The organism is Streptomyces sp. NPDC048191, assembly GCF_040652655.1.
GTDB lineage: Bacteria > Actinomycetota > Actinomycetes > Streptomycetales > Streptomycetaceae > Streptomyces.
The window spans coordinates 119,875-136,608 of record NZ_JBEZMO010000001.1; the positions used below are offsets into that span (position 1 = coordinate 119,875).

14 protein-coding genes and 1 tRNA gene are annotated in these 16,734 nt (G+C 72.6%); 8 read left to right on the forward strand and 7 right to left on the reverse strand.

Annotated elements, in window-relative coordinates; genetic code table 11:
• Positions 1 to 263 precede the first annotated feature (263 nt).
• Positions 264 to 581, reverse strand: coding sequence for a hypothetical protein (locus tag AB0D93_RS00570; protein ID WP_362110505.1), 318 nt, complete (start codon positions 579 to 581; stop codon positions 264 to 266).
• A 372-nt stretch (positions 582 to 953) separates the two neighbouring features.
• Between AB0D93_RS00570 and AB0D93_RS00575 the strand changes: the two genes are divergently transcribed.
• Entirely contained in the window at positions 954 to 1,832 is an 879-nt protein-coding gene (locus AB0D93_RS00575) for a bifunctional DNA primase/polymerase (protein WP_362110508.1), read from the forward strand.
• Positions 1,833 to 2,003: 171 nt separating this feature from the next.
• Here the strand turns inward: AB0D93_RS00575 and AB0D93_RS00580 are convergent.
• Positions 2,004 to 2,088, reverse strand: a tRNA-Ser gene (locus AB0D93_RS00580).
• 124 nt (positions 2,089 to 2,212) lie between these two features.
• Positions 2,213 to 3,691, reverse strand: coding sequence for a trypsin-like peptidase domain-containing protein (locus AB0D93_RS00585; protein ID WP_362110511.1), 1,479 nt, complete (start codon positions 3,689 to 3,691; stop codon positions 2,213 to 2,215).
• A 261-nt stretch (positions 3,692 to 3,952) separates the two neighbouring features.
• On the opposite strand from AB0D93_RS00585, the gene AB0D93_RS00590 reads away from it, so the two are divergent.
• The 3 genes from AB0D93_RS00590 (at position 3,953) to AB0D93_RS00600 (ending at position 7,557) form a co-directional block, all read left to right on the forward strand.
• Positions 3,953 to 4,783: a glycerophosphodiester phosphodiesterase gene (locus AB0D93_RS00590; RefSeq protein WP_362110514.1), complete on the forward strand. Its 831-nt coding sequence runs from the start codon at positions 3,953 to 3,955 to the stop codon at positions 4,781 to 4,783.
• Between the two features lie 168 nt (positions 4,784 to 4,951).
• Positions 4,952 to 5,617, forward strand: a complete 666-nt coding sequence (locus AB0D93_RS00595) for an ATP-binding protein (protein ID WP_362111819.1) — start codon at positions 4,952 to 4,954, stop codon at positions 5,615 to 5,617.
• Between the two features lie 974 nt (positions 5,618 to 6,591).
• The gene (locus AB0D93_RS00600; RefSeq protein ID WP_362110517.1) at positions 6,592 to 7,557 is read left to right on the forward strand and encodes a DUF5926 family protein; all 966 of its coding nucleotides are present in this window, start codon (positions 6,592 to 6,594) and stop codon (positions 7,555 to 7,557) included.
• A gap of 244 nt (positions 7,558 to 7,801) precedes the next feature.
• Here the strand turns inward: AB0D93_RS00600 and AB0D93_RS00605 are convergent, their stop codons facing one another.
• On the reverse strand, positions 7,802 to 8,482 hold the full coding sequence (locus AB0D93_RS00605; RefSeq protein WP_362110520.1) for a hypothetical protein: 681 nt from the start codon (positions 8,480 to 8,482) through the stop codon (positions 7,802 to 7,804).
• Between the two features lie 178 nt (positions 8,483 to 8,660).
• A complete protein-coding gene (locus AB0D93_RS00610) occupies positions 8,661 to 9,350 on the reverse strand; it encodes a bifunctional DNA primase/polymerase (RefSeq protein WP_362110523.1) in 690 nt (229 codons plus the stop codon).
• Between the two features lie 611 nt (positions 9,351 to 9,961).
• On the opposite strand from AB0D93_RS00610, the gene AB0D93_RS00615 reads away from it, so the two are divergent.
• From AB0D93_RS00615 to AB0D93_RS00625, 3 genes are all read left to right on the forward strand, one after another.
• Complete coding sequence (locus AB0D93_RS00615; RefSeq protein WP_362110526.1) at positions 9,962 to 11,344, forward strand: PP2C family protein-serine/threonine phosphatase; 1,383 nt, start codon at positions 9,962 to 9,964, stop codon at positions 11,342 to 11,344.
• A gap of 147 nt (positions 11,345 to 11,491) precedes the next feature.
• Positions 11,492 to 12,976, forward strand: coding sequence for an aminopeptidase P family protein (locus AB0D93_RS00620; RefSeq protein WP_362110529.1), 1,485 nt, complete (start codon positions 11,492 to 11,494; stop codon positions 12,974 to 12,976).
• A 66-nt stretch (positions 12,977 to 13,042) separates the two neighbouring features.
• Positions 13,043 to 14,404 (forward strand): PLP-dependent aminotransferase family protein, encoded by a 1,362-nt coding sequence (locus AB0D93_RS00625; RefSeq protein ID WP_362110532.1) that lies wholly within the window; start codon positions 13,043 to 13,045, stop codon positions 14,402 to 14,404.
• A gap of 251 nt (positions 14,405 to 14,655) precedes the next feature.
• Here the strand turns inward: AB0D93_RS00625 and AB0D93_RS00630 are convergent, their stop codons facing one another.
• Positions 14,656 to 15,219 carry a GNAT family protein gene (locus tag AB0D93_RS00630; protein ID WP_362110535.1) on the reverse strand — a complete coding sequence of 188 codons (564 nt, stop codon included), beginning with the start codon at positions 15,217 to 15,219 and terminating at the stop codon, positions 14,656 to 14,658.
• Between the two features lie 7 nt (positions 15,220 to 15,226).
• Positions 15,227 to 15,673 carry an ATP-binding protein gene (locus tag AB0D93_RS00635; protein ID WP_362110538.1) on the reverse strand — a complete coding sequence of 149 codons (447 nt, stop codon included), beginning with the start codon at positions 15,671 to 15,673 and terminating at the stop codon, positions 15,227 to 15,229.
• Positions 15,674 to 15,857: 184 nt separating this feature from the next.
• Here AB0D93_RS00635 and AB0D93_RS00640 point away from each other — a divergent pair, with 184 nt between their 5' ends.
• Positions 15,858 to 16,724 (forward strand): hypothetical protein, encoded by an 867-nt coding sequence (locus tag AB0D93_RS00640; protein ID WP_362110541.1) that lies wholly within the window; start codon positions 15,858 to 15,860, stop codon positions 16,722 to 16,724.
• Positions 16,725 to 16,734 lie beyond the last annotated feature (10 nt).

Genomic DNA, 16,734 nt, shown 5'->3' on the forward strand with positions numbered 1-16,734 from the left:
GCGCAGACACTGCCGGCGCTCCGTGGGGGCGAGGTGCACGGCGGGGACCCTCCCGGCCTCGCGTACCTGACAGGACAGTTTCTGACTGTCCGTCAGATATGGTCGGGTGTCAAGGCCGAGCGCCGGCGTTCTGGGCCGGCCGGCCGGGTGCCGGTCCCCGGAAAACGCCTGCGCGGCGGCACCGAAGTACCGCCGCGCGGACGTCTTGCGACCCTGAAGCACACCCCACGAGGACCCTCAACGGGAGGGGCCTCGCCTCAGGGTCACCACAGGTGGGTGAAGTGGATGGCCACGTTCTCGTTGCCCTGCTGGACGGCCGTGAACGCGGAGCCCTTGACCTGGGCGGTGTTGCTCTGGGTCGAGGCACCGGAGCCGACCGCGTTCTGCTGCGTGGTGGAAGAGTTGCCGTTGTTGTCGTGACCGACACCGCTGCCGATGATGCTCGACACACCGGCGTTGGCGCTCGATCCGTTGTCCGCGACGGCGCCGTTGTCGGCTGCCGCCACGCCGCCGAAGAGGGCGACTGCGAGCGGGAGCGCGGCTACGGCGGCGAGAACGCGGGCGGTACGGATGCTTGCCATGTTGTTCCTCCAGAACCAGGCACTAGGCGACCCTAGGGCCGGAAGTACGTGAAGTACGGCTGGTGTCAGGGCGGTTGGCCGGCCGCTCCGACGGTCTTGGGCGACGTCGCGAGATCAGAGTTGCCCACCGAATCCCCGGCGAACCACCCCGGAAGCCCCGATTAGCACGCAAGCGTGATGACAAGTCGATAAACCCCTATCGCCACCTTTCGTCATCTCAGCCCCCGGAACGGCAGAGATTCCGCCTTCCTCCCTCACAAGCGACACAAGGGATGAAACGTTCCCTCGCACATCCGGCCAATTTCCCCGCGCCCGGGCGCGCCGCGCCCATCCACCCTTCCTTTTTTCGAACGTACGTACGAACATGGAGGCATGGCCACCACCGACCGGCAGGCCACGACGCTGGCCCTCGCACACGCCCTGTCAGCCGCCGAACGCGGCCTGGCCGTCATCCCCCTGTCCCGGACGAAGCTCCCGGCCCTGCGCTCCCCCCACCACGACGACCCCGACCCCGCCGGACCGCGCTGCCACGGCGAGTGCGGTCGTCTCGGCCACGGCGTGTACGACGCCTCGACCGACCCGCTCCGCATCCGCGAGCTGTTCGCCGCCGCGCCCTGGGCCACCGGCTACGGCATCGCCTGCGGCCTGCCGCCGTACCACCTGATCGGCGTCGACCTGGACACCAAGTCCGGCACCGACTCCTCCACCGCGCTGCGCGAACTGGCCCTGCGCCACCTGTTCACCATTCCGGAGACGGTCGTCGTCCGCACGCCCAGCGGGGGCCGGCACCTGTGGCTCACCGGCCCGCCCGACGTCGTCGTACCGAACTCCGCCGGCCGCCTCGCCCCAGGCATCGACATCCGCGGCGCCGGCGGCTACCTCGTGGGCCCCGCCTCCCGCACCGACCACGGCGTGTACACGACCGCCCCCGGCACCGCGCACCTGACCCCCGCCGCCTGCCCACCGTCCCTGCTGCGCCTGCTCGTGCCACCGCCCCGGCCCGCGCACGCGGTCCCGTCCCCGTCGCCTTCCGGCGATCACGGCCGCGGCCTGGTCCAGTTCGTCCTCGCCGCACACGAGGGCCAGCGCAACACCCGCCTCTTCTGGGCGGCCTGCCGCGCCTACGAGAACGGCATCGGCCCCGCCCTGGCCGAGCCCCTGACCGAGGCGGCCCTCAACACCGGCCTCACGGAACGCGAGGCCCGCGCGACGATCGCCTCGGCGGCCCGGATGACGGGACACCGCCCCTGACCCCGGACCACCCCGGCACGGGGAAGGGGGCCGGAGAGTGGTGGGGCGAGGTGACCGTGCCCTTCCCGTGCCCGTTCGATCAGGAACCAGCGGGGAACTGCGGTTGCCGACGGGCGAAGCGCATGCCGACGGCCCCCAGCCAACCTGCTGGCCGGGGGCCGTTCACCTGCGCGGTGGGTGTGGGATTTGAACCCACGGTGACTCGCGCCACGACGGTTTTCAAGACCGTTCCCTTAGGCCGCTCGGGCAACCCACCTGGTCCCCGTCCACCTGGGACGGAGCGGATACAGCGTACCGGGATCGAACGTCCGGCGGGCCGTGCGGGTCCTTACGGGAAGCCCGGAAGGACCGTACCCGGCGTGCGTTGGTCGTGCGTCGGTTCAGTTGTCGCCGACGCGGGCGCCCAGGCTGAGTTGTGTCGTGTGCTCCTGGCCACCCCGGGTGTAGGTGATCGTGACCTTGTCGCCGGGCTTGTGGGTCCAGATCTCGCCGATCAGGGTGGGACCGCTGTCGATCACCATGTCGTCCAGCTTGGTGATCACGTCACCGGGCTTGAGACCCGCCTTGTCGGCCGGCCCGCCCGACTCGACCGCGGCGGAGCCGGCCGCGCCCTGGTCGGTGATCTTCGCGCCGTTGGAGGAGTCCTCCAGGGACACGGAGGCGCCGATCTTGGCGTACACCGGCTTGCCGGTCTTGATCAGCTGCTGGGCGACGTACTTGGCCTGGTTGATCGGGATGGCGAAGCCCAGGCCGATCGAACCGGACTGGCCGGAGCCGAAGCCGCCGCTGCTGCTCGACTGGATCGCCGAGTTGATGCCGATCACCGCGCCGGAGGCGTCCAGCAGCGGGCCACCCGAGTTGCCCGGGTTGATCGACGCGTCGGTCTGCAGGGCGCTCATGTACGACGCCTTGCTGGAGGAACTGCCGTCGCTGGAGGCGACCGGGCGGTTCTTGGCGCTGATGATGCCGGTCGTCACCGTGTTGGACAGGCCGAAGGGGGCGCCGATGGCGATCGTCTCGTCGCCGACGGCCACCTTGTCGGAGTCGCCGAGGGCGAGCGGCTTGAGGTCGGACGGGGGGTTCTTGAGCTTGATGACCGCCACGTCGTAGCCCTGCGCGTGGCCGACGACCTCGGCGTCGTACTTCCTGCCGTTCGGGAAGGTGGCGCTCAGCTTGCCGCCGTCGAGCGCGTCGGCCACCACGTGGTTGTTGGTGACGATGTGGCCCTGGGTGTCGAAGACGAACCCGGTGCCCGTGCCGCCCTCGCCGTTGGTGCTCTCGGCCTCGATGGTGACCGTGCTCGGCAGGGCCCGGGCGGCCACGTTGGCGATCGTGCCGGGCGCGCGCTTGACCTGCGTGGCGCTGCCGTCGGACGCGGAGACGGTGGTGGAACCGCTGTTGTCGCTGTCCTTGGCCAGGGTGTAGCCGAGGCCGCCGCCCAGGCCGCCCGCGACCAGCGCGGCCACCAGGACCGCGGCGACGAGCCCGCCGCGCCCACCGCGCGGCTTGGGGGCGGGCTGCTGGTACGACGCTCCCCAGCCGCCTGCGCCGCCCGCACCGCCGAAGCCGCCCGCGGCACCGGCACCGCCGTCGCCGAAGGACTGGCCCTCGCCGTACGGCGGCGTCGCGGGCGGCGGGGGCGGCCAGGAGCCGTCGGGGGCAGAGCCGGGGGTGTGCGGGGTGCCCGGCCCGTCCTGCGTCTCGGCCGCGGCCGGAGCGGCCTGCGGGACCGGGGGCAGGGGAGCCGTCGGCTCGTTCCCCTCGGACGCGGGGCCCTGTCCGGAAGCGGGAGAGGCCACCGGCACAGGAGGTGCGGACGGGGCCGGGGGTACCTCGTTGCCCTCGTTCTCGGTGCTCACAGCTCTTCTCCTCGGTCCACGGCTGTTGTTCTCGGTCGCACTCGGTCACGCTCGGCAGCTGTGCATGGTGCTGTGGTCAGTTCTCACTGGTTCCGTTTGTATGCAGTCAGTTTTTCCCACGGGCCGTCAGAGCACCATAAGCGGTGGCTGTGGGTCCATGGTGATTCTTTACATAGTGCCTTTATCGCAAAAGTTACATAAACGGGCACCGAGCGCTCCCCGGCCGCCCCACCCGCCCCCGGACGGTGGCACCATGACGCGGTGACCCACGCACCACAGCGCTCCCTGAAGGTCGTCGCTCACCGAGGCGCCTCCGAGGACGCGCCCGAGCACACCCTGGCCGCCTACAAGAAGGCGATCGAGGACGGCGCCGACGCCCTCGAGTGCGACGTACGGCTGACCGCGGACGGCCACCTGGTCTGCGTCCACGACCGACGCGTGAACCGTACCTCCAACGGCCGCGGCGCGGTCTCCGCGCTGGAGCTGGCCGATCTCGCCACCCTCGACTTCGGCTCCCGGAAGACGCGTGAGGCCTGGCGGGGGCGGACCGAGGAGCCCGACTGGGTGCACCGGCCGGAGGACCCGGCGGACACCTCGGTGCTCACCCTGGAGCGGCTGCTGGAGCTGGTCGCGGACGCGGGGCGGCGGGTGGAGCTGGCCATCGAGACCAAGCACCCCACGCGCTGGGCCGGTCAGGTCGAGGAGCGGCTGCTGACGCTGCTGAAGCGGTTCGGCCTGGACGCCCCGGCCGCCGCCGACGAGTCGCCGGTCCGGATCATGAGCTTCTCGGCGCGTTCCCTGCAACGCGTGCGTGCCGCCGCGCCGACGCTGCCGACGGTCTACCTGATGCAGTTCCTCACCCCGCGGCTGCGCGACGGGCGGCTGCCCGCGGGCGTGCGGATCGCGGGGCCCTCGATCCGCATCGTGCGCAATCACCCCGGCTATGTGGAACGGCTGAAACGCGCCGGCCACCAGGTGCACGTGTGGACCGTGAACGAGCCCGAGGACGTCGATCTCTGCGTGGAACTGGGCATCGACGCCATCATCACCAACCGCCCGCGCGCGGTTCTGCACCGGTTGGGGCGCGTGTGACCTCAAGAGGCCGGTAAAGAGCCGTGCGCATCTCTTGACCCGGCTGTGCGCCTGCTGAATCCTCCAGTCTCGGCCACACCATTGAAATCCAGCCATACGACGACCGCGGGAAAGGCCTTCGTCACAGGGAGTGCTCCGGCGCGTTCGCTCCGCACAGGGTCGTTGCGAATGCGTCACCGGAAGGGGATTGGCCGGTTTCCGGTTCAGGCCAATGGGGCATCCACACCGTGGCGTGGGGCAAAGGAGGTCTCGGGGGTGGCGTTGGTGGTGGCACAGGAGGTGCCCACGTCGTCGAGCATGGCCGTACCCCATGGCCCTGCGGGCGTGGGGAAGGCGAGGCACCGGATGCGTTCGCAGTTGCGCAGCGGTGGCGTATCCGAATCGGTCATCGACGATGCCGTACTGATCCTTTCCGAACTGCTGAGCAATGCCTGCAAACACGGGCGGCCCCTCGGCGACGCGCTGGCCGGCGACGGTGACGTGCGCGCCGCGTGGCGGGTCGACGCGCGGGGCCGGCTCATCGTCGAGGTGACGGACGGTGGCGGTCCGACCCGCCCGGCCCCGGCCACCCCGTCGGTGACCGCGCACGGCGGCCGCGGGCTCAACATCATCACGGCCCTCGCCGACGACTGGGGCGTCCGGGACGACATCCACGGCGAGGTGACGGTCTGGGTGGTGGTCCACGAGGACGTCCACGATCCCGACGCCGGGTGCCGCCAGGACGCCTTCGCTACGCGCGTCACGACCCCCGCGCTCGCGAACATGACCAACATGGCCGACATAGCCGACATGGCCGGTCTGGACTTCGCGGACGCGTTCGACGACCTGGACTGAACGGACACGGACAGGGCCCCGGACACGGGCACGGGCACGGACGAGAACCCGGGTCGACGGACGCCCCTGACACCCTGGACTCCCGGACCTGACGGAGCAGTTGGGCCGACGGGCACGCTGAAGCAGCTGGGCCGACGCACAGGGACGGGCGTCTGGGCCACCAGGCACGGTCCGGCGCCCGGGCCGCACGACACGGTCATGCGCCCGGGCCACTGGGCACGGTGAAGCAACTGGACCGACGCACACGCACGGGCGTCTGGGCCGACCGGCGCGGGCAAGGGCCCGGCCGACCCACGCGGTCCGGCACCTGAGCCGACGGACACGGTCAAGCACGGAGCCGACGGAGCCAGTCGAGCACCCGGGCCACCGGGCACGGTCGAGCGGACCGACAGACGCAGTCGAAGTCCCGAGCCGACGTACACGGACGAACACATCAGCCATGCGACACGGTCAAGGACCTGGACCGACGGACACAGCCAAAGACTCCGGCCGACACACGGACCGCCGCCTGGGCCGACGCGCACGGGGTCAGGCACCCGATCCGACGCACACGGACGAACACACAGGCCGACCGCCACGCGATCGAGGATCCGCGTCGTCCGGCACGCGGTCGGTCTGAGCCGTCCGACACGCAGCCAGTCTGAGCCGACCGACACGCGGTCGAGGACCTGAACCATCCGACACGCGGTCGAGGACCTGAACCATCCGACACGCGGTCGAGGACCTGAACCATCCGACCCGGACGATGATCTGAGCCGGCGGACACGGACGAGCGCCTGTGGCGAGGACGCGGAAAGTGAGGGGACGGGGCCGGGTTGAGGGAGCGGCGGCAGCCGCCCGGCATGCGGAGTCGTCCACAGATTCACACCGTCGGCGTCGAGCTGGCGTGCGTTGTCCACAGGTTCCCGCCGGTCACTGCCCGAACGGCTAGGCTCGCGCCCGTACGAGAAGAGCCGTAACCGGGAGACCCCACGATGGCCAAGAAGCGACCCCAGACGAAGGCCGAGCGGCCGCAGCTCAGGGACGGAGAGATCCCGGTTGTCGGCGCCCGTGAACCGTGCCCCTGCGGCAGCGGCCGGCGCTACAAGGCGTGTCACGGCCGGGCCGCGGCGCACGCGGCGACCGAGCTGGTGCACCGCCCGTTCGAGGGGCTGCCCGGCGAGTGCGACTGGGTGGCACTGCGCGAGCTGGTGCCGGCCGCGACGGTCGGGCTGACCCTCAAGGAGGGCCTGCCCGAGGGCGTCCCGTCGGTCACGCTCGCCACGGTGCTGCCGATGGCCTGGCCCGCGCTGCGCCGCGACGACGGCTCGGTCCTGATCGGCCTGCAGAACGACACGGCCTCCGGCGACCTCAGCCGCGACCTCGCCGACACCCTCCAGCGCGCCCTCCAGGCCGAACCCGGCACCCCGGTGAAGGGCCGCCGCGCCCCGGCCGACGGTCCGCGGCTGCAGGACGTGCTCGACCTCGAGGCGCCGTTCGAGCCGGTGGTGCAGAGCGGCTTCGAGTTCTGGGTGCCGGACGCGGAGAACGCCACCCCGGAGGTGACCGCCTCCCTGGAGCGGGCCAACGCCGCCGCCATCCCGACGGCGAAGCTGTCCGGCGTGGACGCCGCGTACTGGTGCGAGACCCCGGAGAAGAACCACCTGCGCTGGGTCATGCCGCATCCGGAGGAGCGGCTTCTGGACGCTCTCGCGCGGCTGCACGCGGCGGGCCGCTCGAACCTGGGCGAGGGCACCCGGCTCGTGGGCTCCTTCCGTGCTCACGGCCTCACCGTGCCGGTCTGGGACCTGCCGAGCGGGGTGACGGCGGACGACGTGGAGAAGCCGGCCGCGGAATTCGCCGAGCGCCTCGCCGCGGCCCTGGCCGTCACCGAGCCGCTCACGGGGGAGGAGCGCCGGGCGCGCGGCGGGCTGACCAACCGGCAGGTCACGCTCAGCTGACGCCGCCCCCGCGCGCGCGTCGCAACTGAACGGTCGGTGAGGCGGGCGCAGGGCCCCGGAACAGGTGACTCCTGTCACAACTCCCCTTGGCGAGAGGGAAATCGGTGGCCGAATGCCCCAGGCGGAATTTGCGAACCGCCGATCTCTTGTTACCGTTCCAGTAGCCCGGTTGCTGGTGCATCCCCCGTCGCCAGCAACCGGGTCTTTCCGTGCCCGCGTACGACACCCGGCACGTCGCCGAGCGTCAACTCCCCTTTTTCTTCCCGGAGTTGTCGGATGCGCCCGCGGAGTCGCCGCCCGCATCCGCCGAGTCGCTGGCCGAGCGCAGCAGCAGCGCGCCGTCGGCGCCCCGCCTGGCGAACTCCGTGACGGCCGTGTAGCCGCCCGGCCCGCCCCAGCTGTGCTCACGGGGTGTCTCACAGGTGGCGGGCTCGTCGTCGGCGCTCGTGACACAGTGCATCTGCACGCTGTGGCCGCCCGGACCCATCAGGCTGAGCACGGAGTCCAGCTTCCTGCCGGTCGCGTTGCGGTAGTAGGTGCGGGCCCAGGTGTCGGCGCCCTGGGTCAGTACGCAGGTCTGCGCCTCGATGCCGTCGGGCGAGGTGAGCTCGGGGCCGCACCGCGCGGCGGTGGCGAGGCCGATCCCGAGCAGCCCGGAGGAACGGCCGGGAGCGGGGTACTTGGCGTCGGCGGACCCGGCGGCGACCTCGGCCCCCGCGGCGTCCCCGGCCCCGACGACGTCCCCCGCCCCGACGACGTCCTCGAGAGAACCGACCGGGTCCTCGTGCCCGCGGGCCCGTACGGCGCGCCGCGGTTCTTCGGCCACCGTGTGCCGGGCGGCCTTGCCCACCTGGCCCGCGGACGCCACGGCCAGCGGCAGCACGACCGCGGCCGTCACCACTCCGGCGAGTGCGAGCAGTCGCACGGTTCGGGGATCCGGCCCACGCACCCCCGCCGACGTCGCCGCGCGGTGCGGCGACCGACGAGCATGTCCCCCGGCAGGCCGCCCGGAGAACCGGCGGCCATGTCCCCCAGAGTTTCGCAGCATGTGCGGAAGATAACGAGCGGGCGGGGCCGACCCGCCCCGCCCGCGCCCGACACCCTTACAACTCGGGTGCGCTCACACCCGTACGAGTGAGGGCGTCCACCACGGCGTCCACCACGGCCTCCACATCGGGCACCCAGGGCGCGGCCGACCCGGGCAGCGGGGCCCGCTCCCAGCGGACGCCGCCCTGGCCGGTCTCGGACGGGGGCAGGGCGAGGTAGCCGCCCTCGCCGTGGAAGCGCAGGGAGCCGGGGACGAAGTCCTTGGCGTAGAGCAGTTCGCCGAGCTGCTCCATGGAGTACGGCTTGACGAGCAGCGCCCAGCGGGTGGGCGAGGCGATCACCGGGCCGAGGCGCATGCCGCGCCGGTCGAGCAGGGCGAGGGCGCGGGAGGCGGCGAGCGCCGGCAGGCTGACCGCGCAGGGCGCACTGCCTCCCCCACGCGTGCGGGCGGAACCCCCGGTGGCCAGGATGATCGGCGCGCTCGGCCGGTTGGTCCACCACCAGCGCACCATGCGCGCGTCGGTCGTGGCGGCGAGGAGGCCGGGATCGAAGGGGTGCGCACCGGGCACCGTGCACTCCGGGTCGGGGCAGCCGCAGCGGGCCCGTCCCTGCGGGTCCGGGGCCACGCCCGGGAGTACGGGCCACTGCCACTCGGACGCGAAGGTCAGGGCCGCGCCGATCAGCTCAGGCCTCCCGTCGCTCCGCCTGGACAGGAGCCTGCGTCGCCTTCCGAGGATCTCGCGCATGAGCGCTCGTTCCTTTCCGTTGCACCGCTGGCAACACCGTGGTCCACATCACACCATGTGTCGATCACTTCACTGTGCGTACCTGTTGGCGCATCACGCCCCCGCGTACGGCAGGGGGAACCCCAAGGGGTCGAGCATGGGCCGCGTCCGCGTCCATAGTGCGTCCATCAAAAGCACGGCTGCGGCGCGGGGGTGGCGAAGTATGGCGTTTTGCCGTCGCGCGTGGTTCTCTCCGCCTCCGCCAGGGAGGATGGGGCTCGGCCGTCGGTGGCTATGACGCCCGGGTCCGTCGCCAGGTTCCGGGTGGCCCCCAACCACCCCTGGCCTTCTCCGAGTACGTACCCATCACGACCGCTGTGACGCTCCGTGGAGCAAGGCCAGTCGACCGCAATGGACCGATACCTTGTGCAGTTTTCAGCCAACTTGGCAGTAAGGCAAGGGGTTCCGGAGAAAACCTCGTCCGACCCATGGACACCAGGAATCCCCGCAGGACAATGCTGGACATCCCCTCACGAGTGCGTGTACATGTGGAGACACTGCTAGCGGCGCAGAATGACATGGGGGTTTGCGATGCTTTTCAGCAATACGCACCGGTCTGAAGGCCGGGCGCCATGAACGCCCCGCACCCTCCGAAAGTGGCCGGAATCGATCCAACGGTTCCCACGCCCGCACACACTGTCGCGCCCACTCCCCCCGCCGCCGGCGCCGCTCCCGTCCCTGCCCCCAACACCCCCGCACCCGGCGCCCTCCTCCAGGACCGGCTGGCCGGCTGGGTCTCGGACCTCACGACCCTCCACGAACTCACCGAGCGCCTGTCCCGCACGGACGCACTGGAACCCGCGCTGCACGAACTGCTGCGCGCCGGAGCCGCCCTCGTCGGCGCCCGCCGGGGCCTGGTCGCCCTGGAGCCCGGCGACGGGCTCGGCCCGCGCACCACCCTCGGCCTGGGCCTCGGCCGCGCGGACCTCGGCCACATCGAGACCGTCCCGCGCGGAGCACTGCCGTACGACACCGGCACCACCACCGAGATCGTCCACCCCGATCTGCTCGCCGAGGACGGCCTCGACCCCCGGCACCGCGAGGTGGCCGCCCGTCTCGGTTACGCCGCCAGCTACGCCCTGCCCCTCGCCTCCGACTCCGCCGGCCGCCTCGGCGCCGCCGTCTGGCTCTACGACGAACCGGCCGAGCCCCACGAGCGGCAGCGCCACCTCGCCGGCCTCTACACCCGGCACGCCACCGAGCACCTCGCCCGGCTGCTGGAGCTGGAACGCACCCGCGCGCGCATGGCGACCCTCACCGAGGAACTACTGCCCACCCGGCTGCCCCGGGTGCCCGGCGTCCAGCTCGCCGCCCGGCACCGCACCGGGCCGCGCGGCGGCGGCGACTGGTACGACGCACTGCCACTGCCGGACGCCGCGCTCGGCCTGTCCGTCGGCTCGGTCACCGGCTCGGGTCCGAGCGCCGTGGCCGCCATGGGCCGGCTGCGCGCCTCGCTGCGGGCGTACGCCGTGATGGAGGGCGAGGACCCCGTCGCCGTCCTGTCCGACCTGGAGCTGCTGCTGCGGCTGACCGAGCCCGCCCGCTCCGCCACCGCGCTCTTCGCCTACTGCGAACCCGCCCTGCGCAAGATCACCCTGGCCGGCGCCGGGCACAGCCCGCCCCTGCTGATCGGCGAACGGCGCACCCAGTTCGCCGAGACCTCCGTCTCCGCACCGCTCGGCATGCTCGCCTGCTGGGAGGCGCCGAGCGTCGAGATCCAGGCCGAGGCCGGGGAGACGGTCCTGCTCTACACCGACGGACTGCTGCACCGTACCGGCGATCCCATGGACCGGGCCTTCGCCCGCCTCCACACGGCCGCCGCGAGCATCCCGCGACCGGTGCGCCGCGACCCCGGTGCCGTCGCCGACCACGTCCTGCGCACCGTCCTGCCCGACGGCCTGGACGCGGCCGACAGCGAGGAGGACGTGGTGCTGCTGGCGGCCCGCTTCGACTGACCCCACCTGTAATGACCGGGCATAACAGGGCATCCGGCCCCGGCCCGCTCCTGGTACGACCGTACGATGATGGTGGTCCCCGCTCGGCCACAAGCAGGAGCGTCGCGGGCCCCGGGGGAGATCACAAGGCGTATCGAGGAGGATCACGTGTCCGACGAGCTCAACCCGGTCGTGCCCGACACCGCTACCGCGGAGGGCCCCGAGACCGAGTCCGAGGAGCCCATCAAGCAGCGGAAGAACGGCCTGTACCCGGGCGTCTCCGACGAGCTGGCCGAGAACATGAAGTCCGGCTGGGCCGACACGGAGCTGCGTGACCTGCAGCCGATCCCGCAGGCAGCCGAGACCGCGCGCCGCCGCGCCGCGCTCTCCGCCCGTTTCCCGGGCGAGCGTCTGGTGATCCCGGCGGGCAATCTGAAGACCCGCTCGAACGACACCGAGTACCCCTTCCGCTCCTCGGTCGAGTACGCGTACCTCACCGGCAACCAGACCGAGGACGGCGTCCTGGTCCTGGAGCCCACCGGGGACGGCCACGAGGCGACGATCTACCTGCTGCCCCGCTCGGACCGTGAGAACGGTGAGTTCTGGCTCTCCGGCCAGGGCGAGCTGTGGGTCGGCCGCCGCCACTCCCTCACCGAGTCCGAGGCGCTCTACGGCATCCCGGCCGGCGACGTCCGCGAGCTGGCCGACCAGCTGCGCGAGGCCACCGGCCCGGTGCGCGTGGTGCGCGGCCACGACGCCGGCATCGAGGCCGCCCTGACCGACAAGGTCACCGCCGAGCGCGACGAGGAGCTGCGCGTCTTCCTCTCCGAGGCCCGCCTGGTCAAGGACGACTTCGAGATCGGCGAGCTGCAGAAGGCCGTCGACTCGACGGTCCGCGGCTTCGAGGACGTGGTGAAGGTCCTCGACAAGGCCGAGGCGACCAGCGAGCGCTACATCGAGGGCACGTTCTTCCTCCGCGCGCGCGTGGAGGGCAACGACGTCGGCTACGGCTCCATCTGCGCCGCCGGCCCGCACGCCTGCACCCTGCACTGGGTGCGCAACGACGGCCCGGTCCGCTCCGGCGACCTGCTCCTGCTGGACGCGGGCGTGGAGACCCACACCCTCTACACCGCCGACGTCACGCGCACGCTGCCGGTGAACGGCACGTACACCGAGATCCAGAAGAAGATCTACGACGCCGTGTACGAGGCCCAGGAGGCCGGTATCGCGGCCGTGAAGCCGGGCGCCAAGTACCGCGACTTCCACGACGCCGCCCAGCGCGTGCTCGCCGCGAAGCTCGTCGAGTGGGGCCTGGTCGAGGGCCCTGTCGAGCGTGTCCTGGAGCTGGGCCTGCAGCGCCGCTGGACCCTGCACGGCACCGGCCACATGCTCGGCATGGACGTCCACGACTGCGCGGCCGCGCGGACCGAGACGTACGTCGACGGCACGCTGGAGCCGGGCATGGTGCTCACCGTCGAGCCGGGCCTGTACTTCCAGGCCGACGACCTGACGGTCCCCGAGGAATACCGGGGCATCGGCGTGCGCATCGAGGACGACATCCTGGTGACCCGGGACGGCAACCGGAACCTTTCGGCCGGTCTGCCGCGCCGCTCCGGCGAGGTGGAGGCGTGGATGGCCTCGCTGAAGGGCTGATCTGCGTTTGAATGGCCGGGTACCGGGGAGTGCCCGGCCATTCGCGTGCCTGGGGGGAAGGTTTTCGTGAACGACTTCTGGTCCGGCGTCGGCGTCGACCTGCATCTGGAGCCGGACTCGGCGGACGGCCGCCGGGCCGGGCTGGAACGGGCGCTCAGGGACGCCGTACGGGACGGCCGGCTCGCCCCGGGCACCCGGCTGCCGGCCACCCGGCGGCTCGCCGTGGAACTCGGCATCTCCCGCGGAACCGCCAAGGCCGCCTACGACCAGCTCGTCGCCGAAGGCTATCTGACGGCACGTCAGGGATCGGGCACCCGGGTCGCCGAACTGCCGAGCGTCGAGTCGATCGAGCCCAACGCGGCGGCACGCGCGCGTGCCCCGCGTTTCGACCTGCGCCCCGGCAGCCCGGACGTCGGCGCGTTCCCGGCGGCGGCCTGGCTGCGCGCGCTGCGCCGGGCCATAGCGACGGCGCCCTCACTGGCGTACGACTACGGCGACCCGCGCGGCCGGATCGAGCTGCGCACGGCGCTCTCCGGGTACCTGGGCCGGGCGCGCGGGGTGCTCGCCCCGCCGGAGCGGATCGTCATCACCTCCGGGTACGTACAGGGCCTCGCGCTCCTCACTCGCGTGCTCGACGGCGCCGCCGTCGCCATGGAGGACCCCGGGCTGCCGTTCCACCGGGACGTGGTGCGGCGCAATGGCGGAACGGTCCTGCCGGTGCCGGTCGACGCCCGCGGGGTGCGCCCCGAGGAGCTCGGCGACGCCGCCGCCGTGGTGGTCACCCCGGCGCACCAGTACCCGACCGGGGTGACCCTCCGTCCGGAGCGGCGACGGGCGCTCGGCGACTGGGCACGCGCGCGTGGCGGACTGATCGTCGAGGACGACTACGACGGGGAGTTCCGCTACGACCGCCAGCCGGTCGGCGCGCTCCAGGGCATGTCACCGGGCCAGGTGGTCTACCTGGGCACCGCCTCCAAGACGCTCGGCCCCGCACTCCGTCTCGGCTGGATGGTGCTGCCGCCGCACCTGGTCGACGCCGTCGCCGACGCCAAGCTGCACAGCGACCACCACACCGAGACCATAGGCCAGCTGGCGCTCGCCGAGCTGATCGACAGCCATGCCTACGACCGGCACGTACGCGCCTGCCGACTGCGGTACCGGCGCCGCCGGGACCAACTGCTGGACCGGCTGGGCGCTCGGCGGAGCGTGCACGGGATCGCGGCGGGGCTGCACGCGCTGATCGACGTGCCCGACGAGGCGGAGACACTGACGCGCGCGGAGGCGGAGGGCCTCGCCCTGGGCACCCTCGGCGACCACTGGCACGCTCCCGGCCCCGGCCGCCCCCAGGGCCTGATCGTCGGCTACGGCACGCCCCGCGAGCGGGCGTATCCGGAGGCGCTGGAGGTGCTGGCGAAAGTGCTGCGATGACCTACGGGGGCGCACCGGAGGGGCTGTGGTCCGTCACCGGGTGCGGGTGTGTGCGGACCGGGGGCGCCCACGCGGCGGAGCCGCTCAGCGGCAGGGCCCTCGCGTCCGCGGGGAGCTCACGCGGCACCGGCACCCCGCACAGCCGTGACCGTCGGCCGGCGCATCCGGCGCCCCGGTCCGGCGCCGCCGGACACCAGGTCGTGGCCGCCCGCGTCCCGTACGGAGCCGGTCGCCCGGCCGGAAAGGCTCGCTCACAGGGACGGATCGTGGTCGTGCAGGATCCGCTGGAAGAGCCGGCAGTCCCGCCACTCCCCGTCGATGTGCAGGTACTTGGGCGCCGTGCCGATCGGTTCGAACCCGCACTTCGCCAGGACCCGCTGCGAGCCGGTGTTCCCGAGCAGGGTCGAGGCCTCGATCCGGTGCAGCCCCGCCGTGTCCCGCGCGATCCGGCAGACCCGCTCCACGGCGGCGGTGGCCAGGCCCCGCTGCTGCCGGTCGGCGGCCACCCAGTAGCCGAGGGAGGAACTGCAGAAGGGTCCCCGGACCACCCCGGTCAGAGTGATGGTCCCGACGATCCGCCCGTCGGCCGCCTGCAACACGAAGGGCACCACGCCACCGTCGGAGAACAGCCGCAGCAGCCCCTCGATCCGCTCCCGCTGGCCCGCCTCGGTGAAGAAGGACTCCGGCCGGCGCGGCTCCCAGGGCCGCAGGTGCTCACGGTTGTCCACGTAGGCCGCACTCAGGGCGGCCGCGTCGGCCGACTGCAGAAGCCGCAGCGTCACTCCGGACGCTATGTCCCCGCTCTCGATCTCCATGCCCGCACTATGCCGTGAGCAGTGACGGATCCGTCTTCCATTTGAGGATCTTGTCGAAGCTGACCACGGTGCCGCCCCGGCCGGGCTTGGCCCCGATGTGGACGTGGTCGGCGAGTTCCCGGATGAGACAGAGCCCGCGGCCGTGCTCGGCGTCCGTGCGGGCGGGCCGGATCTCGTGGGCGAGGGAGATACCCGGCCCGGTGTCGGCCACCTCGATACGGCACTTCTCACCGTCGAGGTACGCGGTCACCCGGTACGCCTCCGAGGAACCGCCGTGCGGTGCGCCCCCGCCGTGCTCGACGGCGTTGGCGCAGGCCTCGGTCAGCGCGACGGACAGGTCGTAGGAGATCTCGGGGTCGACGCCCGCCGTCTCCATGGTGCCGATCAGAAGCCGCCGGGCAAGCGGCACGCTCGCAGCCTCGCGGCGCAGATGGAGTGACCACCAGATGCTCATGCTCCAGCCTCCTGGCCGCGGTACGACATATCGATACCTATTGCCGCCCGTAGGCGGCCGTAAGCACACCGTTGACGTGACTCCGCCCATATGGTCGATGCGCCGAGGGAGGAATCGGTGTATGAGGGGCGATCCCGCGCCCTGCCGCGGAGCGCCGAAGGGGCAGTGCGATGATGGGGCCGCCATGACTGCCCCCCACCCGCGCACGGCGCGACCCGGAGCCGGGCTCCGGATCCTGCGGGCCGCGGTGTTCGCCGCGGTCTGCGTCGCGCTGGCCGCGTGCGGGCACACCCTCGCCTCCTGCGCGGGCGTGCCGCTGTGGACGCTGGGCGCGGGCTTCCTGGGCTGTCTGCTGCTCGTGGTACCGCTCGCCGGGCGGGCCCGCTCACTGCCGGGCATCGCCGCGCTCCTCGCGCTCGGCCAGACCGCGCTGCACATGCTGTTCGGGCTGGGCCAGCAGGGAACCGCCATGGCCTCGGGCGGGATGGCGGGCATGACGGGCGGCATGGCGATGGGGGCGCCGGGTGCGCGCGGCTCCTCGCTCAGCGACACCGCACTGGTCGAGCAGGCCGCACGGCTCCTGTGCGGGTCGACCCCGGCCGCCCTGACCCCGGGGCGGGCCTTCCATCTGCTGTTCGCCGCACACCTCGTCGACCGCTCGGGTCGGCCCGTGGCGGGCATGGGCGGCATGCGCCACGCGTACGACGCCACCGGCTCCTCCGCCGCGCTGCTGCCCTCCCTTCCGATGCTGCTCGGCCACGTCCTCGCCGCCGTCGCCGCCGGCTGGCTGCTGCGCCGCGGCGATCTGGCGCTGCTGCGGCTGATCGAGCTGTCGGCGCACGGAGTCACAGAGGGGGCGCTCGTACGGGCCCTGCGCGCGGCGCTCGTGCTGACGCGCGCCCTGTGCGCCGGGCTGCTCCCCGCCGCCGAGCCCGGCCCCGGCGGCCGGCGGACCGACCGGGACGAGGGACCCGCCCCGCACACCGCCGCACTCCAGCACACGGTGATCCGGCGCGGTCCGCCCGCCGCCCGTTTCCGCCTCGCCGCCTGACGCGACGCGC